The organism is Burkholderia sp. SR8 (genome assembly GCF_052851275.1).
Genome location: NZ_JAULUC010000027.1, coordinates 23,108 through 38,198 on the forward strand (window position 1 = coordinate 23,108; position 15,091 = coordinate 38,198).

13 protein-coding genes are annotated in these 15,091 nt (G+C 67.9%); 8 read left to right on the forward strand and 5 right to left on the reverse strand.

Going from position 1 to position 15,091, the window contains the following annotated elements:
• Window positions 1-7: 7 nt before the first annotated feature.
• Window positions 8-1,189, reverse strand: coding sequence for an isovaleryl-CoA dehydrogenase (locus Q3A80_RS26650; protein ID WP_446331808.1), 1,182 nt, complete (start codon window positions 1,187-1,189; stop codon window positions 8-10).
• A gap of 171 nt (window positions 1,190-1,360) precedes the next feature.
• On the opposite strand from Q3A80_RS26650, the gene Q3A80_RS26655 reads away from it, so the two are divergent.
• The gene (locus Q3A80_RS26655; protein ID WP_446331809.1) at window positions 1,361-2,107 is read left to right on the forward strand and encodes a TetR/AcrR family transcriptional regulator; all 747 of its coding nucleotides are present in this window, start codon (window positions 1,361-1,363) and stop codon (window positions 2,105-2,107) included.
• A 158-nt stretch (window positions 2,108-2,265) separates the two neighbouring features.
• Here Q3A80_RS26655 and Q3A80_RS26660 read toward each other — a convergent pair whose 3' ends face one another.
• Window positions 2,266-2,754: a MarR family winged helix-turn-helix transcriptional regulator gene (locus Q3A80_RS26660; protein ID WP_446331810.1), complete on the reverse strand. Its 489-nt coding sequence runs from the start codon at window positions 2,752-2,754 to the stop codon at window positions 2,266-2,268.
• A gap of 200 nt (window positions 2,755-2,954) precedes the next feature.
• Here Q3A80_RS26660 and Q3A80_RS26665 point away from each other — a divergent pair, with 200 nt between their 5' ends.
• The 5 genes from Q3A80_RS26665 (at window position 2,955) to Q3A80_RS26685 (ending at window position 8,814) form a co-directional block, all read left to right on the forward strand.
• The gene (locus Q3A80_RS26665; protein WP_446331856.1) at window positions 2,955-4,034 is read left to right on the forward strand and encodes an aromatic ring-hydroxylating dioxygenase subunit alpha; all 1,080 of its coding nucleotides are present in this window, start codon (window positions 2,955-2,957) and stop codon (window positions 4,032-4,034) included.
• The gene (locus Q3A80_RS26670) at window positions 4,031-4,996 is read left to right on the forward strand and encodes a PDR/VanB family oxidoreductase (protein WP_446331811.1); all 966 of its coding nucleotides are present in this window, start codon (window positions 4,031-4,033) and stop codon (window positions 4,994-4,996) included. Before Q3A80_RS26665 ends, Q3A80_RS26670 begins: the two co-directional genes overlap by 4 nt.
• A gap of 48 nt (window positions 4,997-5,044) precedes the next feature.
• Window positions 5,045-6,106, forward strand: a complete 1,062-nt coding sequence (locus Q3A80_RS26675) for a Rieske 2Fe-2S domain-containing protein (protein ID WP_446331812.1) — start codon at window positions 5,045-5,047, stop codon at window positions 6,104-6,106.
• A 163-nt stretch (window positions 6,107-6,269) separates the two neighbouring features.
• On the forward strand, window positions 6,270-7,613 hold the full coding sequence (locus Q3A80_RS26680) for an MFS transporter (protein ID WP_446331813.1): 1,344 nt from the start codon (window positions 6,270-6,272) through the stop codon (window positions 7,611-7,613).
• Between the two features lie 103 nt (window positions 7,614-7,716).
• The gene (locus Q3A80_RS26685) at window positions 7,717-8,814 is read left to right on the forward strand and encodes a porin (RefSeq protein WP_446331814.1); all 1,098 of its coding nucleotides are present in this window, start codon (window positions 7,717-7,719) and stop codon (window positions 8,812-8,814) included.
• Window positions 8,815-8,975: 161 nt separating this feature from the next.
• On the opposite strand, the gene Q3A80_RS26690 is transcribed toward Q3A80_RS26685, so the two are convergent.
• Genes Q3A80_RS26690 through Q3A80_RS26700 form a run of 3 tightly spaced genes read right to left on the reverse strand, consistent with a single transcriptional unit; the run spans window position 8,976 to window position 11,998 of the window.
• Complete coding sequence (locus Q3A80_RS26690) at window positions 8,976-10,007, reverse strand: Zn-dependent oxidoreductase (protein ID WP_446331815.1); 1,032 nt, start codon at window positions 10,005-10,007, stop codon at window positions 8,976-8,978.
• 29 nt (window positions 10,008-10,036) lie between these two features.
• The gene (gene manD / locus Q3A80_RS26695; protein WP_446331816.1) at window positions 10,037-11,245 is read right to left on the reverse strand and encodes a D-mannonate dehydratase ManD; all 1,209 of its coding nucleotides are present in this window, start codon (window positions 11,243-11,245) and stop codon (window positions 10,037-10,039) included.
• Between the two features lie 21 nt (window positions 11,246-11,266).
• Window positions 11,267-11,998 carry a GntR family transcriptional regulator gene (locus Q3A80_RS26700; protein WP_446331817.1) on the reverse strand — a complete coding sequence of 244 codons (732 nt, stop codon included), beginning with the start codon at window positions 11,996-11,998 and terminating at the stop codon, window positions 11,267-11,269.
• A 157-nt stretch (window positions 11,999-12,155) separates the two neighbouring features.
• Between Q3A80_RS26700 and Q3A80_RS26705 the strand changes: the two genes are divergently transcribed.
• Together Q3A80_RS26705 and Q3A80_RS26710 are read left to right on the forward strand one after the other, a co-directional pair.
• The gene (locus Q3A80_RS26705) at window positions 12,156-13,625 is read left to right on the forward strand and encodes a mannitol dehydrogenase family protein (RefSeq protein WP_446331818.1); all 1,470 of its coding nucleotides are present in this window, start codon (window positions 12,156-12,158) and stop codon (window positions 13,623-13,625) included.
• A gap of 139 nt (window positions 13,626-13,764) precedes the next feature.
• On the forward strand, window positions 13,765-15,060 hold the full coding sequence (locus tag Q3A80_RS26710; RefSeq protein ID WP_446331819.1) for an MFS transporter: 1,296 nt from the start codon (window positions 13,765-13,767) through the stop codon (window positions 15,058-15,060).
• Window positions 15,061-15,091 lie beyond the last annotated feature (31 nt).

Below are 15,091 nucleotides of genomic sequence, written 5' to 3' on the forward strand. Positions count from 1 at the left end.
GTGGGCGTTACATCGTTTCCGCGAACAGCTCGCGGCCGATCAGCATCCGGCGGATCTCGCTCGTGCCGGCGCCGATCTCGTACAGCTTCGCATCGCGCCACAGACGGCCGACCGGGTATTCGTTGATGTAGCCGTTGCCGCCGAGGATCTGGATCGCCTCGCCGGCCATCCACGTCGCCTTCTCGGCCGTGTAGAGGATCACGCCCGCGCAGTCCTTGCGCACCTGGCGAATGTGATCGCTGCCCGCCGAGTCGAGATGGCGGCCGACCGCGTACAGATACGCGCGGCATGCCTGGAACGTGGTGTACATGTCGGCGACCTTGCCCTGGATCAGCTGGAATTCGCCGATCGCGTGGCCGAACTGCTTGCGGTCGTGGATGTACGGGACCACCGCGTCGAGGCACGCGGCCATGATGCCGGTCGGGCCGCCCGACAGCACCGCGCGTTCGTAGTCGAGGCCGCTCATCAGCACCTTCACGCCGCCGTTGAGCTGGCCGAGGATGTTCTCTTCCGGCACCTCGACGTCCTGGAACACCAGCTCGCCCGTGTGCGACCCGCGCATGCCGAGCTTGTCGAGCTTCTGCGCAACCGAGAAGCCCTTCATCCCCTTCTCGACGATGAACGCGGTGATGCCGCGCGGGCCGGCATCGATGTCCGTCTTCGCGTAGACGACCAGCGTGTCGCAGTCGGGGCCGTTGGTGATCCACATCTTCGTGCCGTTGAGCACGTAGCGGTCGCCGCGCTTGTCCGCGCGCAGCTTCATGCTGACGACGTCGGAGCCCGCGTTCGGCTCGCTCATCGCGAGCGCGCCGATGTGTTCGCCCGACACGAGCTTCGGCAGGTACTTCTGCTTTTGCGCGTCGGTGCCGTTGCGGTGGATCTGGTTCACGCACAGGTTCGAGTGCGCGCCGTACGACAGGCCGATCGACGCCGACGCGCGCGAGATTTCCTCCATCGCGACCATGTGGGCCGTGTAGCCCATGTTCGCGCCGCCGTATTCCTCGGAGACGGTCATGCCGAGCACGCCGAGATCGCCGAACTTCTTCCACAGATCCATCGGGAACTGGTCGGTGCGGTCGACTTCCGCCGCGCGCGGCGTGATTTCCTTCGCCGCAAACGTCGCGACGGCGTCGCGCAGCATCTCGATGTCTTCACCGAGCATGAATTGCACGCCGGGCAGGTTGATCATGTCTCCTCCGTCTCCAGAAAGGGGGTTGCACGCACCGATTTCTGAGTTTCGCTCAAATCGGATCAATGCGACGATTCATTAAGCCAATACAGCGGAAATTTCGCACAGTTTCGCGCCTCGTCCGGTTCGGCGTCAATAGTTTTTTGAGTGACACTCAGATATCATGTCGACATGACAGCCGCTACCGCCGACACCATGACCGCCACCGCCAAAGCCGACCGCGCCGACCCGTCGCGCGCACCCGCCGGGCGCAAGTCCCAGCAGCGCGTGCAGGACATCTTGCGCGCCGGTCGTGATGTGTTCGCCGAAAAGGGTTACGAGCATGCGACGGCCGCCGAGATCGCGCAGCGCGTCGGCGTGTCGGAGGCGACGGTGTTCAGCTATTTCCGCGGCAAGCGCGAGCTGTGCGCGCGCGTGATTGCCGACTGGTACGACGAAATCATCGCCGCGTTCGAACACGGGATGCCGGTAGAGGCGTCGGTGCAGCAGCAGTTCGCGTTCATCGTACGCACGCACCTGCGGCTGATGCTGGTGAACGGCACGGGGCTGTGCGCGCTGGTGCTGTCGGAAGGCCGCGCGAAGCAGCATGCGCTGAGCGACGAACTCACCGCGCTGCAGCGCCGCTACACGGCGCCGTTGATGGACGTGCTCGCGCGCGGCCAGGCGGCCGGGCAGGTGCGCAGCGACATGCCGCTGAGCCTGCTGCGCTCGATGGTGTTCGGGCCGATCGAGCACGTGCTGTGGGATGCGATTCTCGGGCACCGCAAGCTCGATACGGAAACGACGGCCACGCAACTGATCGACATGCTGTGGGCGGCCGTGCAGCCGCCCGCGCCGGAGCAGGCAGCGCTGGTGCGCTTCAGGAACGAAGTCGCGGAAGCGGTGCGGCGGCTGGAAGGCGAGGCATCACGCGGGTGACGGGCGCGGTGCGCGCCGCCCTGCATCGCCATCGCTCCGGGCCGTAGCCGTAGCCGTAGCCGTAGCCGTAGCCGTAGCCGTAGCCGTAGCCGTAGCCGTAGCCGTAGCCGTAGCCGTAGCCGGAGCCGGAGCCGGAGCGGGAGCCGTAGCCGGAGCCACTACGAATCCTCGCCGACTCGCAGCGGCGCGCGGCTCTGCTCGTTGTTCAAATGGACGAACTTGCGCAACAGGCGCACCAGTTCCTGCGAATCGTCCTCGCCCATCCCCTCGAACAGGCCGGCGCGCAACTCCTTCACCGACGGAATCAGGTGCGTGAGCAGTTCGACGCCCGCCGGCGTCAGCAGCAGGCGCCGCTGCCGCCGCGGCAGCACCTCGCGGACGATCAATCCTTTCGCTTCGAGCCGCACCGCGAGATCGGCGGTCGTCGACGTATCGAGTGCGACGCGCTGCGCGAGCGTCACCTGGTCGAGCCCCGGGCACTCGTAGAGCATGCGCAGCACCGCGTACTGCACCGGCGTCACGTCGCGGCCGAGCTTCTCGTAGAACATCGCGACCGCGATCTGGTGTGCGCGCCGGATCAGGTGCCCCGGCTCGTCGTACAGATCGAGCGGGAAAGCCGGCAGGTTGGCGGGATTCGTTTTTTCCATGAATGAGTCGATGACATAGGCGGCGTGCGCCGGTTGCGCGCGCCGACGGCATGGCGCTGCGTCGCGCCAGTTCCCGGGAAAACCAGTATACCGCTCGCCTTGCCCCGGCCCATCTCAATGAGTACACTGAATCTCATTCAGTACACGGAATGAAGATCGGGCCGCCTGTCGGCGGCACCGTCCCGAAGGAGACGATGAACGTGTTTCTCAAGAACGCTTGGTATGTGGCGTGCACGCCCGACGAAATCGACGGCAAGCCGCTCGGCCGCAAGATCTGCAACGAGTCGATGGTCCTCTACCGCGCGGCGGACGGCAAGGTCGCCGCGCTCGAGGATTTCTGTCCGCACCGCGGCGCGCCGCTGTCGCTCGGCTTCGTGCGCGACGGCGTGCTGGTGTGCGGCTACCACGGGCTCGAAATGGGCTGCAACGGCAAGACGGCCGGCATGCCGGGCCAGCGGGTCGGCGGTTTCCCGGCGATCCGCAGCTTTCCGGCGGTCGAGCGATACGGCTTCGTCTGGGTCTGGCCGGGCGATGCGTCCGAAGCCGATCCCGCCAAGCTGCCCACGCTGGCGTGGGCCGAGGATCCGGCCTGGGCGCACGGCGGCGGGCTGTATCACATCGGCTGCGATTACCGGCTGATGATCGACAACCTGATGGACCTCACGCACGAAACCTACGTGCATGCGACGAGCATCGGTCAGAAGGAAATCGACGAAGCGCCGCCGAAGACGGCGAGCCACGGCGACGAAGTCGTCACGAGCCGCTTCATGCACAACGTGATGCCGCCGCCGTTCTGGCGGATGGCGTTGCGCGGCAATGGCCTCGCGGACGACGTGCCGGTCGACCGCTGGCAGATCTGCCGCTTCACGCCGCCGAGCCACGTGATGATCGAAGTGGGCGTCGCGCACGCGGGCCACGGCGGTTACGACGCGCCGGCGGACCTGAAGGCGTCGTCGATCGTGGTCGACTTCATCACGCCCGAGACCGATACGTCGATCTGGTATTTCTGGGGGATGGCGCGCAACTTCCGGCCCGACGATCCCGCGCTGACCGCCGAGATCCGCGAAGGCCAGGGCAAGATCTTCGCGGAAGACCTCGAAATGCTCGAGCGCCAGCAACGGAATCTCGAGCAGTGGCCCGACCGGCAACTGCTGAAGCTCAACATCGACGCCGGCGGCGTGCTGTCGCGCAAGGTGATCGACCGGCTGCTCGCCGCCGAAAACGCCGCGAGCCCGCAGCGGCCCGTGATTCCGGTCGCGCACGTCAAGGAGGCGTCATGAACGGCGCGACATTGACGGTCCGGGTCGCCCGCAAGTGGCGCGAAGCGCGCGACATCTGCGGCTTCGAATTCGTCAGCGACGACGGCTCGCCGTTGCCGCGCTTCGACGCCGGCGCCCATATCGACGTGCATCTGCCGGGCGGGCTCGTGCGCCAGTACTCGCTGTGCAACCACCCCGAGCAATGCGATCGCTACCAGATCGCGGTGCTGCGCGATGCCGACGGCAGAGGCGGATCGCGCGCGATCCATGACGCGGTCCGGGAAGGCGACACGGTGCGAATCGGCATGCCGCGCAATCAGTTCCCGCTCGCGCCGGATGCGCCGCACCACCTGTTGCTCGCGGGCGGGATCGGCGTGACGCCGATCCTCAGCATGGCCGAACGGCTGTTTTCGTCCGGCATGCCGTTCGACATGCATTACTGCGCGCGCTCGATCGACCGCATGGCCTTCGTCGAGCGCATCAACGCGGCCGGGTTTCGCGATCGCGCGCGCTTCCATGTCGACGACGGCGATCCCGCGCAACGCTTCGATCTGGCGTCCGTGCTTGCCGGCGCGCCAGAAGGCACGCATCTGTATGTGTGCGGCCCGCGCGGTTTCATGGATGCGGTGCTGAACGCCGCGCGCGAGCGCAACTGGGACGAAGCGCGGCTGCACTACGAGTTCTTCGGCGGTGCGGTGGCATCGTCCGGCGCCGACCGCGCGTTCCAGGTCAGGATCGCGAGCAGCGGCCAGGTGATCGACGTGCCGGCCGACTGCACCGTCATCGCGGCGCTCGCGGCCAACGGCGTCGACGTGCTGACGTCGTGCGAGCAAGGCGTGTGCGGCACCTGCGTGACACGCGTGCTCGAAGGCGAGCCCGATCATCGCGATTCGTATCTGACCGACGAGGAAAAGGCAGCCGGCGACCAGTTCATGCCGTGCTGCTCGCGCGCGCGAACCGACCTGCTGGTACTCGATCTGTAGACAGGCCGCGCGACACGCGACGGACAACCACAATACTGGAGACGATCAATGGAGCATCCCGCCCGGGCACCGATCAATACTACTAAGTTTCCGCTCGACCGATGGTGGGTCGCCGCGCTGTCATCCGAACTGACGGACCGACCGGTCGCCCGCACGCTGCTCGGCAGGCCGGTCGTCCTGTTCCGGCTGCCGTCCGGCGAAATCGGCGCGCTGGAGGATCGCTGCTGCCACAAGTCGCTGCCGCTGTCGTGCGGCTCGCTCGAAGCGCGCGGCCTGCGCTGCGGCTATCACGGCCTGCTGTTCGACCGTGGCGGCACGTGCGTGGAGATTCCCGGGCAGGAACGGATTCCGGCGAAGGCGTGCGTAGCGTCGTATCCGGTGCGGGAACAGGACGCCATCGTATGGATCTGGATCGGCGCCGACGCGCACGCCGAGCCGGCCTGCGCGCCGCCGCGCTACCCGTTCCATTCGGATCCGCAATACCGGTTCGGCGGCGGCCACTACCATTACGACGCGCCGTATCAGCTGATTCACGACAACCTGATGGACCTGAGCCACCTCGGCTACGTGCACCTGAAGACGATCGGCGGCAATGCACCGCTGCACATGGGCGCGGACACGCGCGTCAGCAGCGACGGCGACACGGTGACGCTGGTCCGCCGGATGCCCGACTCCGAACCGCCGCCGACGTACACCGCCGCATGGCCGTTCGCGGGGCGCGTCGATCGCTGGCAGGAAATCGAATTCCACGTGTCGCACATCCGGATCTGGACCGGCGCGATGGATGCCGGCACCGGCGACCTGCAGGACCCGGCGCGCGGCGGCTTCCATATGCGCGGGTTCCACGGCATCACGCCCGAGACGGAAACGACGACGCATTACTTCTGGACCGTCGCGACCAATCCGCAACACGACGTCGAACGCGTCGCGCAAACGGTCATCGAGCAATCCGCAGCGACTTTCGACGAGGACAAGGGTGTGATCGAAGCGCAATACCGGAATCAGCTGCGCTTTCCGGACGGCCGGCAGATCGACATTCACGTCGACGCGGGCCCCAATCGCGCGCGGCGCGTGATCGAGCGGTTGCTGCTGCAGCGGGAGCCTGCTTGATCGTCGCAGGCCGGCCCGCGAACGGCGCCGGCCATTCACAACGGGCGCGGCCAGGTTTCCCGACAGCGCGCGCATTCGCGTTCGCTTTCGCCTCATTCGCATCAACTGGCCTCGATTTCATTTCAATTAACCAGTCCTACTATTCTTATGAAGGATCTTTGACGTGAGTGCAAATATCCGCAATACGATCGATGCGTCCCCGATGAGCGCGTTCCAGACGATGGCCGTCACGGCCTGCGTCGTGCTGAACATGCTCGACGGTTTCGACGTGCTGGCCATCGCGTTTGCCGCGCCGCACCTGGCAGCCGAATGGAAACTGAGCGGCAAGGAGATCGGCCTGCTGCTGAGCGCCGGGCTCGCCGGGATGGGCATCGGCTCGGTGCTGATCGCGCCGCTCGCCGACCGCGTCGGCCGCCGCCGCATCATCCTGCTCTGCCTCGCCGTGATCTCGACCGGGATGCTCGCGTGCGCGGCCACGCACGGCACGCTGCAGCTCGCGGTCGCGCGTGCGTACACCGGGCTCGGCATCGGCGGCATGCTCGCGAGCCTCACCGTGATCAGCGGCGAATACGCGTCGAACAAATGGCGCAGCGCCGCGATCGGCATGCAGTCGACGGGCTATGCGATCGGCGCGACAGCCGGCGGCGTCGTTGCCGGCTACCTGTTGTCGACGTGGGGATGGCGCAGCGTATTCGCGTTCGGCGGCATCCTGACGTTGCTGTCGATTCCGATGGTGCTCGCGCTGCTGCCGGAGTCGCTCGATTTTCTCCTCGCACGGCGGCCTGACAACGCACTGCAGAAAATCAACCGCATCCTCGCGCGAATGAAGCGCGCGCCCATCGACGCGCTGCCGGCCGCAACCGCGTCGGGCGACACGGGCAGCGCCGCGTCCAGCTGGACGGCCGTGCTGCGCGCACCGCTCGCGCGCCGCACGATCGCGTTGTGGATCGCGTTCTTTCTCGTGATGGGCAGTTTCTACTTCGTCGTGAGCTGGACGCCGAAGCTGCTGGTCCAGGCCGGGCTGTCCGCATCGCAAGGCGTGACCGGCGGCGTGCTGCTCAATCTCGGCGGCATCGCGGGCGCGTCGCTGTTCAGCCTGCTGTCGACGCGCATCGGCCTGCGCAACCTGCTGGGCGCGACGCTGCTGCTCGGCGGCGCGCTGATGGCCGTGTTCGGCGCGAACACCGGCTCGCTCGGCATCGGGATGACGGTCGCGGTATTCCTCGGCGCCGTGATCAATGCATGCGTGGCCGGCATGTATGCGCTGTCGCCGACGCCGTATCCCGCTGAAATCCGCACGACCGGCATCGGCCTCGCAGTCGGTATCGGCCGTCTCGGCGCGATCCTGTCGCCGATGACGGTCGGCGCGCTGCTGGACGACGGCTGGTCCGTGTCGCACCTCTATCTCGCGTTCCTCGTGCCGATGGCCGGCGCGGCAATCGCGGTCGCCGTGGCCGGCGCGCGTGCGGCCGCGCCGCACGTACAACGCGATCCGGCGCTGTCGTAACGCGCAACGCGCGGAGTTTCATTCAATACCCGTCGTCATCGCGGTTTCGCCCGGGACATCAAAACAATCAATAAGTACCACTACACACTGTTTGGAGACAACCATGAAAACGAAACTGGGCGTCGCACTCGCGACGGCAATGGGGATGGCGCTGTCTGGCCACGCGTGCGCGCAAAGCAGCGTCACGCTGTACGGGATCGTCGACACCGGCGTGTCCTACTACAACAATGCGGCGCACGGCGGCTCGTTCACCGGGATGCCGGCGCTCACCGGCGAGGTGCCGTCGCGCTGGGGCCTGCGAGGCACCGAGGATCTCGGCGGCGGCTACCGGGCGTTCTTCGTGCTCGAGAACGGCTTTCAGCCCGGCACCGGCGCGCTGAACTACGGCGGCCGCCTGTTCGGGCGCCAGGCGAACGTCGGCGTGAACGGTCCGTTCGGCGCGTTGACGCTCGGCCGCCAGATGAACATGTCGATGATCGTGCTGACCAACGCCGACGTGATCGGCCCGTCGATCCATTCGATGGCGGATTTCGATTCCTATCTGCCGAATGCGCGCAGCGACAACGCGATCGGCTACAAGGGCACGTTCCATGGCGTGACGCTCGGCGCCACGTACAGCTTCGGCCGTGACGCGGCCGGTCCGGCGGGACCGTCGGCTACCGGCTGCGCCGGACAGGTGCCCGGCGACTTCGTCGCGTGCCGGCAATACACGGCGATGCTCGCGTACGACGCGAGCAATTTCGGGCTCGCCGCGTCGCACGACGTGATGCGCGGCGGCGGCGGTGCGCTCGCGCCGCTGAACAATCCCGCCTACACCGACACGCGCGACATCGTCGCCGGCTACGTGAAGATCGGCCCCGCGAAGCTGGGTGCCGGCTGGATCCGCCGCAACCTCGCGGCGGCCGAACACCTGCAGGCAGACATCATGTTCGCGGGCGGCACGTACTACGCGACGCCCTATCTCGCGCTCGACGTGCAGGGCGTGCGCTACCTGCAACGCCGCGAACGCAGCGACGGCACGAACGGCACGCTGCTCGTCGGCCGCGCGAACTATTTCCTGTCGAAGCGCACGACCGTCTACACGTCGGTCGGCTACCTGTTCAACAGCAAACTGGCCGCGAATGCAGTGGCCGCCGGCGGCACGGTCGGCACCGGGATGAACCAGCTCGGCGTGATGGCGGGGATCCAGCAGAAGTTCTGAACGCCGGACGCCGCCGATGCATCGAGGCGATCGGCGAGCCGGCAATGCGCGGTCTTCAGCCCGGGTTCGGGACAGGCTCGCCGCCGACGAGCGATCGCACCGTGCGGCCGGAGCGGCGCGACACGTCCCGGCCGGCCGCACGAAACAGCACGGAACCGCGATCAGTCGCCCGCGAAATCGAGCAGGATCTTGCAGCTTTCCGCAGGATTGCGTTCCGCCATGTCGAATGCCTGCGCGACATCGCGAAAGCCCACCGTGTGCGTAACGATGTGCTCGGGCTGAATCAGTCCGCGCGAAATCCAGTCGATCACCTGCGGGAACATCACGCAATTGAGCCGCGATGCGGCGAGCGTCAGCTCCTTCTTCGTCAGTTCCGCCTGCACGATCGCCGACGGCTCCGATGAAAACCCGAGCACGCCGATCCGTCCCGCGGGCGCGGCGATCCGCACGGCCTCCTCGAGAATCGACGGATGGCACACCGCATCGAAGATCACCGTCGGGCCGCCGTCGACGCCGCGCTTCTCGAGCGCGTCGGGCAGCGCCTCGACGCTCGTGTTGATGATTTCGTCGTCGGCCGCGCCGCACTTGCGCGCGAGCTGCAGCCGCGCGTCGAGCCGGTCGGTGATGAACGCGCGAATCCCGTACACGCGCTTGAGCACCTGCAGGATCGTCAGCCCGACGGTGCCGGCGCCATAGATCAGCGCGACGTCGCCCGGCAGCACGCCGGTGCGCGACGTCGCGTTCGCGGCCACCGCGAACGGCTCGACGATCGCCGCGCAGGTATCGGCGATCACGTCCGGAATCCGGTACGCGTTGCCGGCCGGCACACAGGTGTACTGGCTGAAGCCGCCGTCGCGATGCACGCCGAGCACGGTCAGGTGCCGGCACACGTTGCGCCGGCCGATCGTGCATGCATGGCAATGCCCGCAGCTGATCACCGGATCGACCGCGACGGTCTCGCCGAGCCGCGCGGCATCGACGCCCGCGCCGACCGACTCGATCGTGCCGACGAACTCGTGGCCGATGATGCGCGGGTACGACACGAACGGATTCTTGCCGTGAAAGATGTGCAGGTCCGACCCGCAGATGCCCGCATAGCGCACCTTCACGCGCACTTCGCCGGCGGCGGGCGCGGGCAGCGGCACCTCGCGCACGCCCATGCTGTTCGGACGATCGACAACGACGCTCAACATTTCGGTTCTCTCCTTCGAATCTTCGGCGCTCACCAGTTCCACATCGAGCCGTCGCGCAGCCGGGCGACCGGCAGGTACGCGCGCTCGTACGGATATTTCGCGGCCAGCGCCTCGTCGAGGTCGACGCCGAGGCCCGGCACGTCGTCCATCACGAGGTAGCCGTCCTCGAAGCGGTAGTTGTGCGGAAACACTTCATCGGTCAGCGCGCTGTGCGGCATCAGTTCCTGGATGCCGAAGTTCGGCGCCCACAGGCCGAAGTTCACGGCCGCCGCCATGCAGACGGGCGACAGATCGGTCGCACCGTGAAAACCGGTGCGCACCTGGTACATCGCCGCGTAGTCGGCGATGCGCCGCACGTGCGTGATCCCGCCTGCATGCACGATCGTCGCGCGGATGTAGTCGATCAATTGATCGCGGATCAGGTCCTTGCAATCCCAGATCGAGTTGAACACCTCGCCCACCGCGAGCGGCGTCGTCGTGTGCTGGCGGATCAGGCGGAACGCATCCTGGTTCTCCGCGGGCGTCGCGTCCTCGAGCCAGAACAGCCGGTGCGGCTCGAGATCGCGGCCGAGCCGCGCGGCCTCGATCGGCGTGAGGCGGTGATGCGCGTCGTGCAGCAGGTGCGGCGCATCGCCGACCGCGTCGCGCACCTTGCGGAACAGTTCCGGCGTGTGGCGCAGATAGAGCGCGGTGTCCCACGGCTCCTCCGGCGGCAGCCCCTTCTCGGCCGGCTCGTATGCGCCGGCCGTCCTGGCGACGCCGTACACCTTGTCGAGCCCCGGCACACCGGACTGCACGCGAATCGCGCGGTAGCCTTCCTCGATGTGCGCGCGCACCGCGTCGACCGCTTCCTCGTGATCGCGCCCGTTCGCATGGCCGTACACCATCAGCCCGTCGCGGCTCTTGCCGCCGAGCAGCTGGTAGACGGGCATGCCCGCGAGCTTGCCCTTGATGTCCCACAGCGCCATGTCGATCGCGGCGATCGCCGTCATCGTCACGGGCCCGCGCCGCCAGTACGCGCCGCGATACAGGTATTGCCAGATGTCCTCGATGTTGCGCGGGTCGCGCCCGACGAGGCACGGGAACACGTGCTCTTCGAGGTACGCGCGCACCGCGAGCTCGCGCCCGTTGAGCGTCGCGTCGCCGAGGCCGTATACGCCTTCGTCGGTCACGATCTTCACCGTCACGAAGTTCCGGCCCGGACACGTGACGATGGTCTGCAAGCGTTCGATTTTCACTGCGCTCCTCCAGCGGGCGATTCAGTCGACAAAGTAGTGCGGCGCGCGGCTGCGCACGTCCGGCAGATGCGAGCCGATCCGGTCGACGTGCGACGCGACCGATGCGCCGAGCAGCGCCATGTTGCGCGACGCGATGTGCGCAAGGATCTGTTCGTGTTCCTGCAGCGCGCGGCGCGCGTGATCCTCGACGCGGTCGAGCAGCAGCCAGCGCACGCGGTCGAACTGGCGCTTCATCGGCTGCAGCATTTCCCACACGTGCGGCCGGCCCGCGAACGCGAACATCCGGCCGTGCATCGCCTCGTCGAGATCGAAGAACGCTTCGACGTCGCCGGCGGCCACCGCCGCGCGCTGCGCGTCGATGATCCGCGACAGCTCCGCGAGTTGATCCGGCGTGATCTTCTGCGCGAGCTCCACGTGGTTCGCGCATTCGAGCGTGCTGCGCGCGAAGCGCCCTTCCTCGAGGATCGATACGGGGATCGGCGCGACCAGCGTGCCGACCTTCCGGATGATCTGCACGAGCCGCTCGTCGGCGAGCTGCGCGAACGCCTCGCGCACCGGCGTGCGGCTGACCTTGATCGTCGTGGAGATCACGGCCTCCGACAGCGCGGTGCGCGGCGGCAGTGCGCCGCGCACGATCGCGTGGCGCAGCAGCGCATGCACCTGTTCCGTATACGACCGGCTCTCGTCCAGCGAGAACCCCTGCAACGCCGTGACCACGACGTCCGCTTCTTCCAGTGCTGCCGTTTCGCTCATGGTTGCGATGAATCCGCGTCGATATCGATGTCTACCATGGTACAGAAACGGGCCATTTCAGACGATCTAGCGTTTACACCGATAACTTCGCACGGAAACACGAAATAACCTGAGCGCATTCCACCATCTACCATGGTACAAACTGCTACCGACCGACATGTCATCCGCCCCCGATTTCCTGCGCACCGCGCCGCCCGGCACGCGCCGCCCCGCTTATGACCGGGGGGCGGTGCGCACCGGCATCGTCCATCTCGGCCTCGGCGCGTTCCATCGCGCGCATCAGGCGCTGCATACGGAGACGGTTCTCGAACAGGGCGACCTCCGGTGGGGGATCGCCGGCGTCGAACTGCGTCGGCGCCATACCGTCGACCTGCTCGCCGCGCAGGATCACCTGTACACGGTGACCGAACGCGACGGCCATCGCGCGCGCACGCACATCGTCGGCGCGGTGCACCGCGCGCTGTTCGCGCCCGAATCGCTGCCCGCGCTGCTCGCGCTGATTGCCGATCCGGCCGTGTCGATCGTGAGCCTGACCGTGACCGAGAAAGGCTATTGCCGGCGCCCCGGCGGCGGACTCGATGCCGACGATCCGGCGATCCGCCAGGATCTCGCGACGCCCGACGCGCCGCGCACCGCGCTCGGCGTGATCGCGGCCGGCTTGCGCATGCGGCCGGCCCATGCGCCGCTGACCGTCGTGTGCTGCGACAACATGACGTCGAACGGCGACACGCTGCGCGCGCTGCTGATCGACTACGCGGAACGCATCGACGGCGCCGGCGCGCTTGCGCGCCGGATCCGCGACGACGTCGCGTTCCCGAACAGCATGGTCGACCGGATCGTGCCGGCCGCGACGCCGGAATCGCTCGACTGGGCGCACGCGCACCTCGGCGCGCGCGATGCGGCGGCGATCGTCTGCGAGCCGTTCTCGCAATGGGTGATCGAGGATCGCTTCGCGGGCCCGCGGCCGCGCTGGGAAGACGCCGGCGCGCACCTGGTCGGCGACGTGCGTCCGTACGAAACGATGAAGCTGCGGCTGCTGAACGGCTCGCATTCGGCGATCGCGTATGCGGGCCAACTGCGCGGCCGCGCGACCGTATCCGATGCGATGGCCGACCCGGCGATCGCGGCGCTCGTCGACGGCGTGATGACGCGCGACCTGCTCGCGACCGTCGACGTGCCGTCCGGTTACGACGCGCACGGCTATTGCGCAACGCTCGTGCAGCGCTTCCGCAATCCGGTGCTCGCGCATCGCACCGAACAGATCGCGATGGACGGCACGCAGAAAGTGCCGCTGCGCTGGCTGCCCGCGCTCGGCGAAAGCGCGGCGGCCGGCATCGAGCGTCCGTATCTGGAACGCGCGCTCGCGCTGTGGCTGCATTACGTCGCCACAGCGCGCGACGAATCGGGCCGCGCGCTCGCGATCAGCGATCCGGGCGCCGCCTCGCTCGGCGCGACGCTGTCCGCAGCCGGCGACGCGCGCAGCGCGGTACGCGCCGCGCTCGGCAGCACCGCGCTCGCCGGTTCGGCGGCATGGCCCGATGCGTTGATCGAACGCGTCGGTGCGCACCTGTCGACGCTGCGCGCCGGCGGCACCGACGCATTGCTTGCGCCGCTGCACGCGCGCTGAACGACCGCTTACCCGGTTCGCCGCGCCCCCGGGCGAGCCGCGCAATGCCCCTGCCCGCCGCGGTCCGTCACGACGCGGCGAGCGATCGACGACACAACACAATCATGACGGCCGGCCCACCGGTACGAAGGAGACGGACATGAAGCAGAAGTCGCAGGCGTGGTTCACGGTGTTCCTGCTGTTCCTGGTGTACGGAATCAACTATCTCGACCGCGTCGCGCTGTCGATCGTTGCGCCGATCGTGCAGACCGACCTCGGCATCGATGCCGCGCGGATGGGCCTCGTGTTCAGCACGTTCTTCATCGGCTATGCGCTGTTCAATTTCATCGGCGGGCTCGCGTCCGACCGGCTCGGACCCAAGCTCGTGTACGTGCTGTCGGTCGGGCTGTGGTCGGTGTTCTGCGGGACGACCGCGCTCACCGTCGGCTTCGTGAGCCTGCTGATCGTGCGGCTGCTGTTCGGGATGGCCGAAGGGCCGCTGTGCTCGGCCGCGAACAAGATGGTCAACAACTGGCTGCCGCGCGACGCGGCCGCGACCGCGATGGGCCTGCTCAGCGCGGGCTCCCCGCTCGGCGGCGCGATTGCCGGGCCGATCGTCGGCCTGCTGGCCGCGCAGTTCGGCTGGCGGCCGGCGTTCTGGATCGTCTGCGCGATCGGACTCGCGTGGGTCGTCGTGTGGATGATGTCGACGTCGGATCGTCCGGCCGCGCCGGTCAACGATGCGCCCGGCGCATCGGCCGCAACGCTCGCCGCGTCGTCCGCGCACACGGCCGCGGCGGCCGGCGCGGCAACGCCCGCGCACACGCTGTCGCATTACGTGCGCCAGCCGCGGATCCTCGCGACGGCCGCCGCGTTCTTCAGCTACAACTACGTGCTGTTCTTCTTCCTGAGCTGGTTCCCGAGCTACCTCGTGCGGGCGCACCATCTGAACATCAAGGAGATGAGCGTCGCCACGGTGGTGCCCTGGCTCGTCGGCACGGTCGGCCTCGCATGCGGCGGCGCGATCTCCGATGCGCTGTACCGGCTCACCGGCAACCTGTTGCTGTCGCGCCGGATCGTGCTCGTCACGTGCCTGCTCGGCGCCGGCGCATGCGTCGCGATCGCGGGCACCGTGCAGTCGACGCAAGGCGCGGTCGCGCTGATGTCGGTGTCGCTGTTCTTTCTGTACGTGACGGGCGCGATCTACTGGGCGATCGTGCAGGACGTCGTGCATCCGGCGCGCGTCGGCGGCGTCAGCGGTTTCCTGCACTGCATGGGCAGCCTGTCGGGCGTGATCGGGCCGGCCGTGACCGGCTTCATCGTCGAGCGCAGCGGCTCGTTCGCGTCCGCGTTCGTGCTGGCCGGCGCGATCGCGCTCGCGGGCGCGGTGCTGGCCGGCGTGTTCGTGCGCAACGTGCGGCCGTCGGAACTGCTGCGCGAGCGCGCCGCGCACTGACCGCGCGTCATCATGCCCGGCCGGCGTACGG

What these genes read in the sequence shown, in the direction of transcription:
- Q3A80_RS26700 (WP_446331817.1), bottom strand. Translation starts at nt 11,998, where the DNA reads ATGAGCGAAACGGCAGCACTGGAAGAAGCGGACGTCGTGGTCACGGCG.
- Q3A80_RS26650 (WP_446331808.1), bottom strand. Translation starts at nt 1,189, where the DNA reads ATGATCAACCTGCCCGGCGTGCAATTCATGCTCGGTGAAGACATCGAG.
- Q3A80_RS26685 (WP_446331814.1), top strand. Translation starts at nt 7,717, where the DNA reads ATGAAAACGAAACTGGGCGTCGCACTCGCGACGGCAATGGGGATGGCG.
- Q3A80_RS26705 (WP_446331818.1), top strand. Translation starts at nt 12,156, where the DNA reads ATGTCATCCGCCCCCGATTTCCTGCGCACCGCGCCGCCCGGCACGCGC.
- Q3A80_RS26675 (WP_446331812.1), top strand. Translation starts at nt 5,045, where the DNA reads ATGGAGCATCCCGCCCGGGCACCGATCAATACTACTAAGTTTCCGCTC.
- Q3A80_RS26655 (WP_446331809.1), top strand. Translation starts at nt 1,361, where the DNA reads ATGACAGCCGCTACCGCCGACACCATGACCGCCACCGCCAAAGCCGAC.
- Q3A80_RS26670 (WP_446331811.1), top strand. Translation starts at nt 4,031, where the DNA reads ATGAACGGCGCGACATTGACGGTCCGGGTCGCCCGCAAGTGGCGCGAA.
- Q3A80_RS26710 (WP_446331819.1), top strand. Translation starts at nt 13,765, where the DNA reads ATGAAGCAGAAGTCGCAGGCGTGGTTCACGGTGTTCCTGCTGTTCCTG.
- Q3A80_RS26660 (WP_446331810.1), bottom strand. Translation starts at nt 2,754, where the DNA reads ATGGAAAAAACGAATCCCGCCAACCTGCCGGCTTTCCCGCTCGATCTG.
- Q3A80_RS26690 (WP_446331815.1), bottom strand. Translation starts at nt 10,007, where the DNA reads ATGTTGAGCGTCGTTGTCGATCGTCCGAACAGCATGGGCGTGCGCGAG.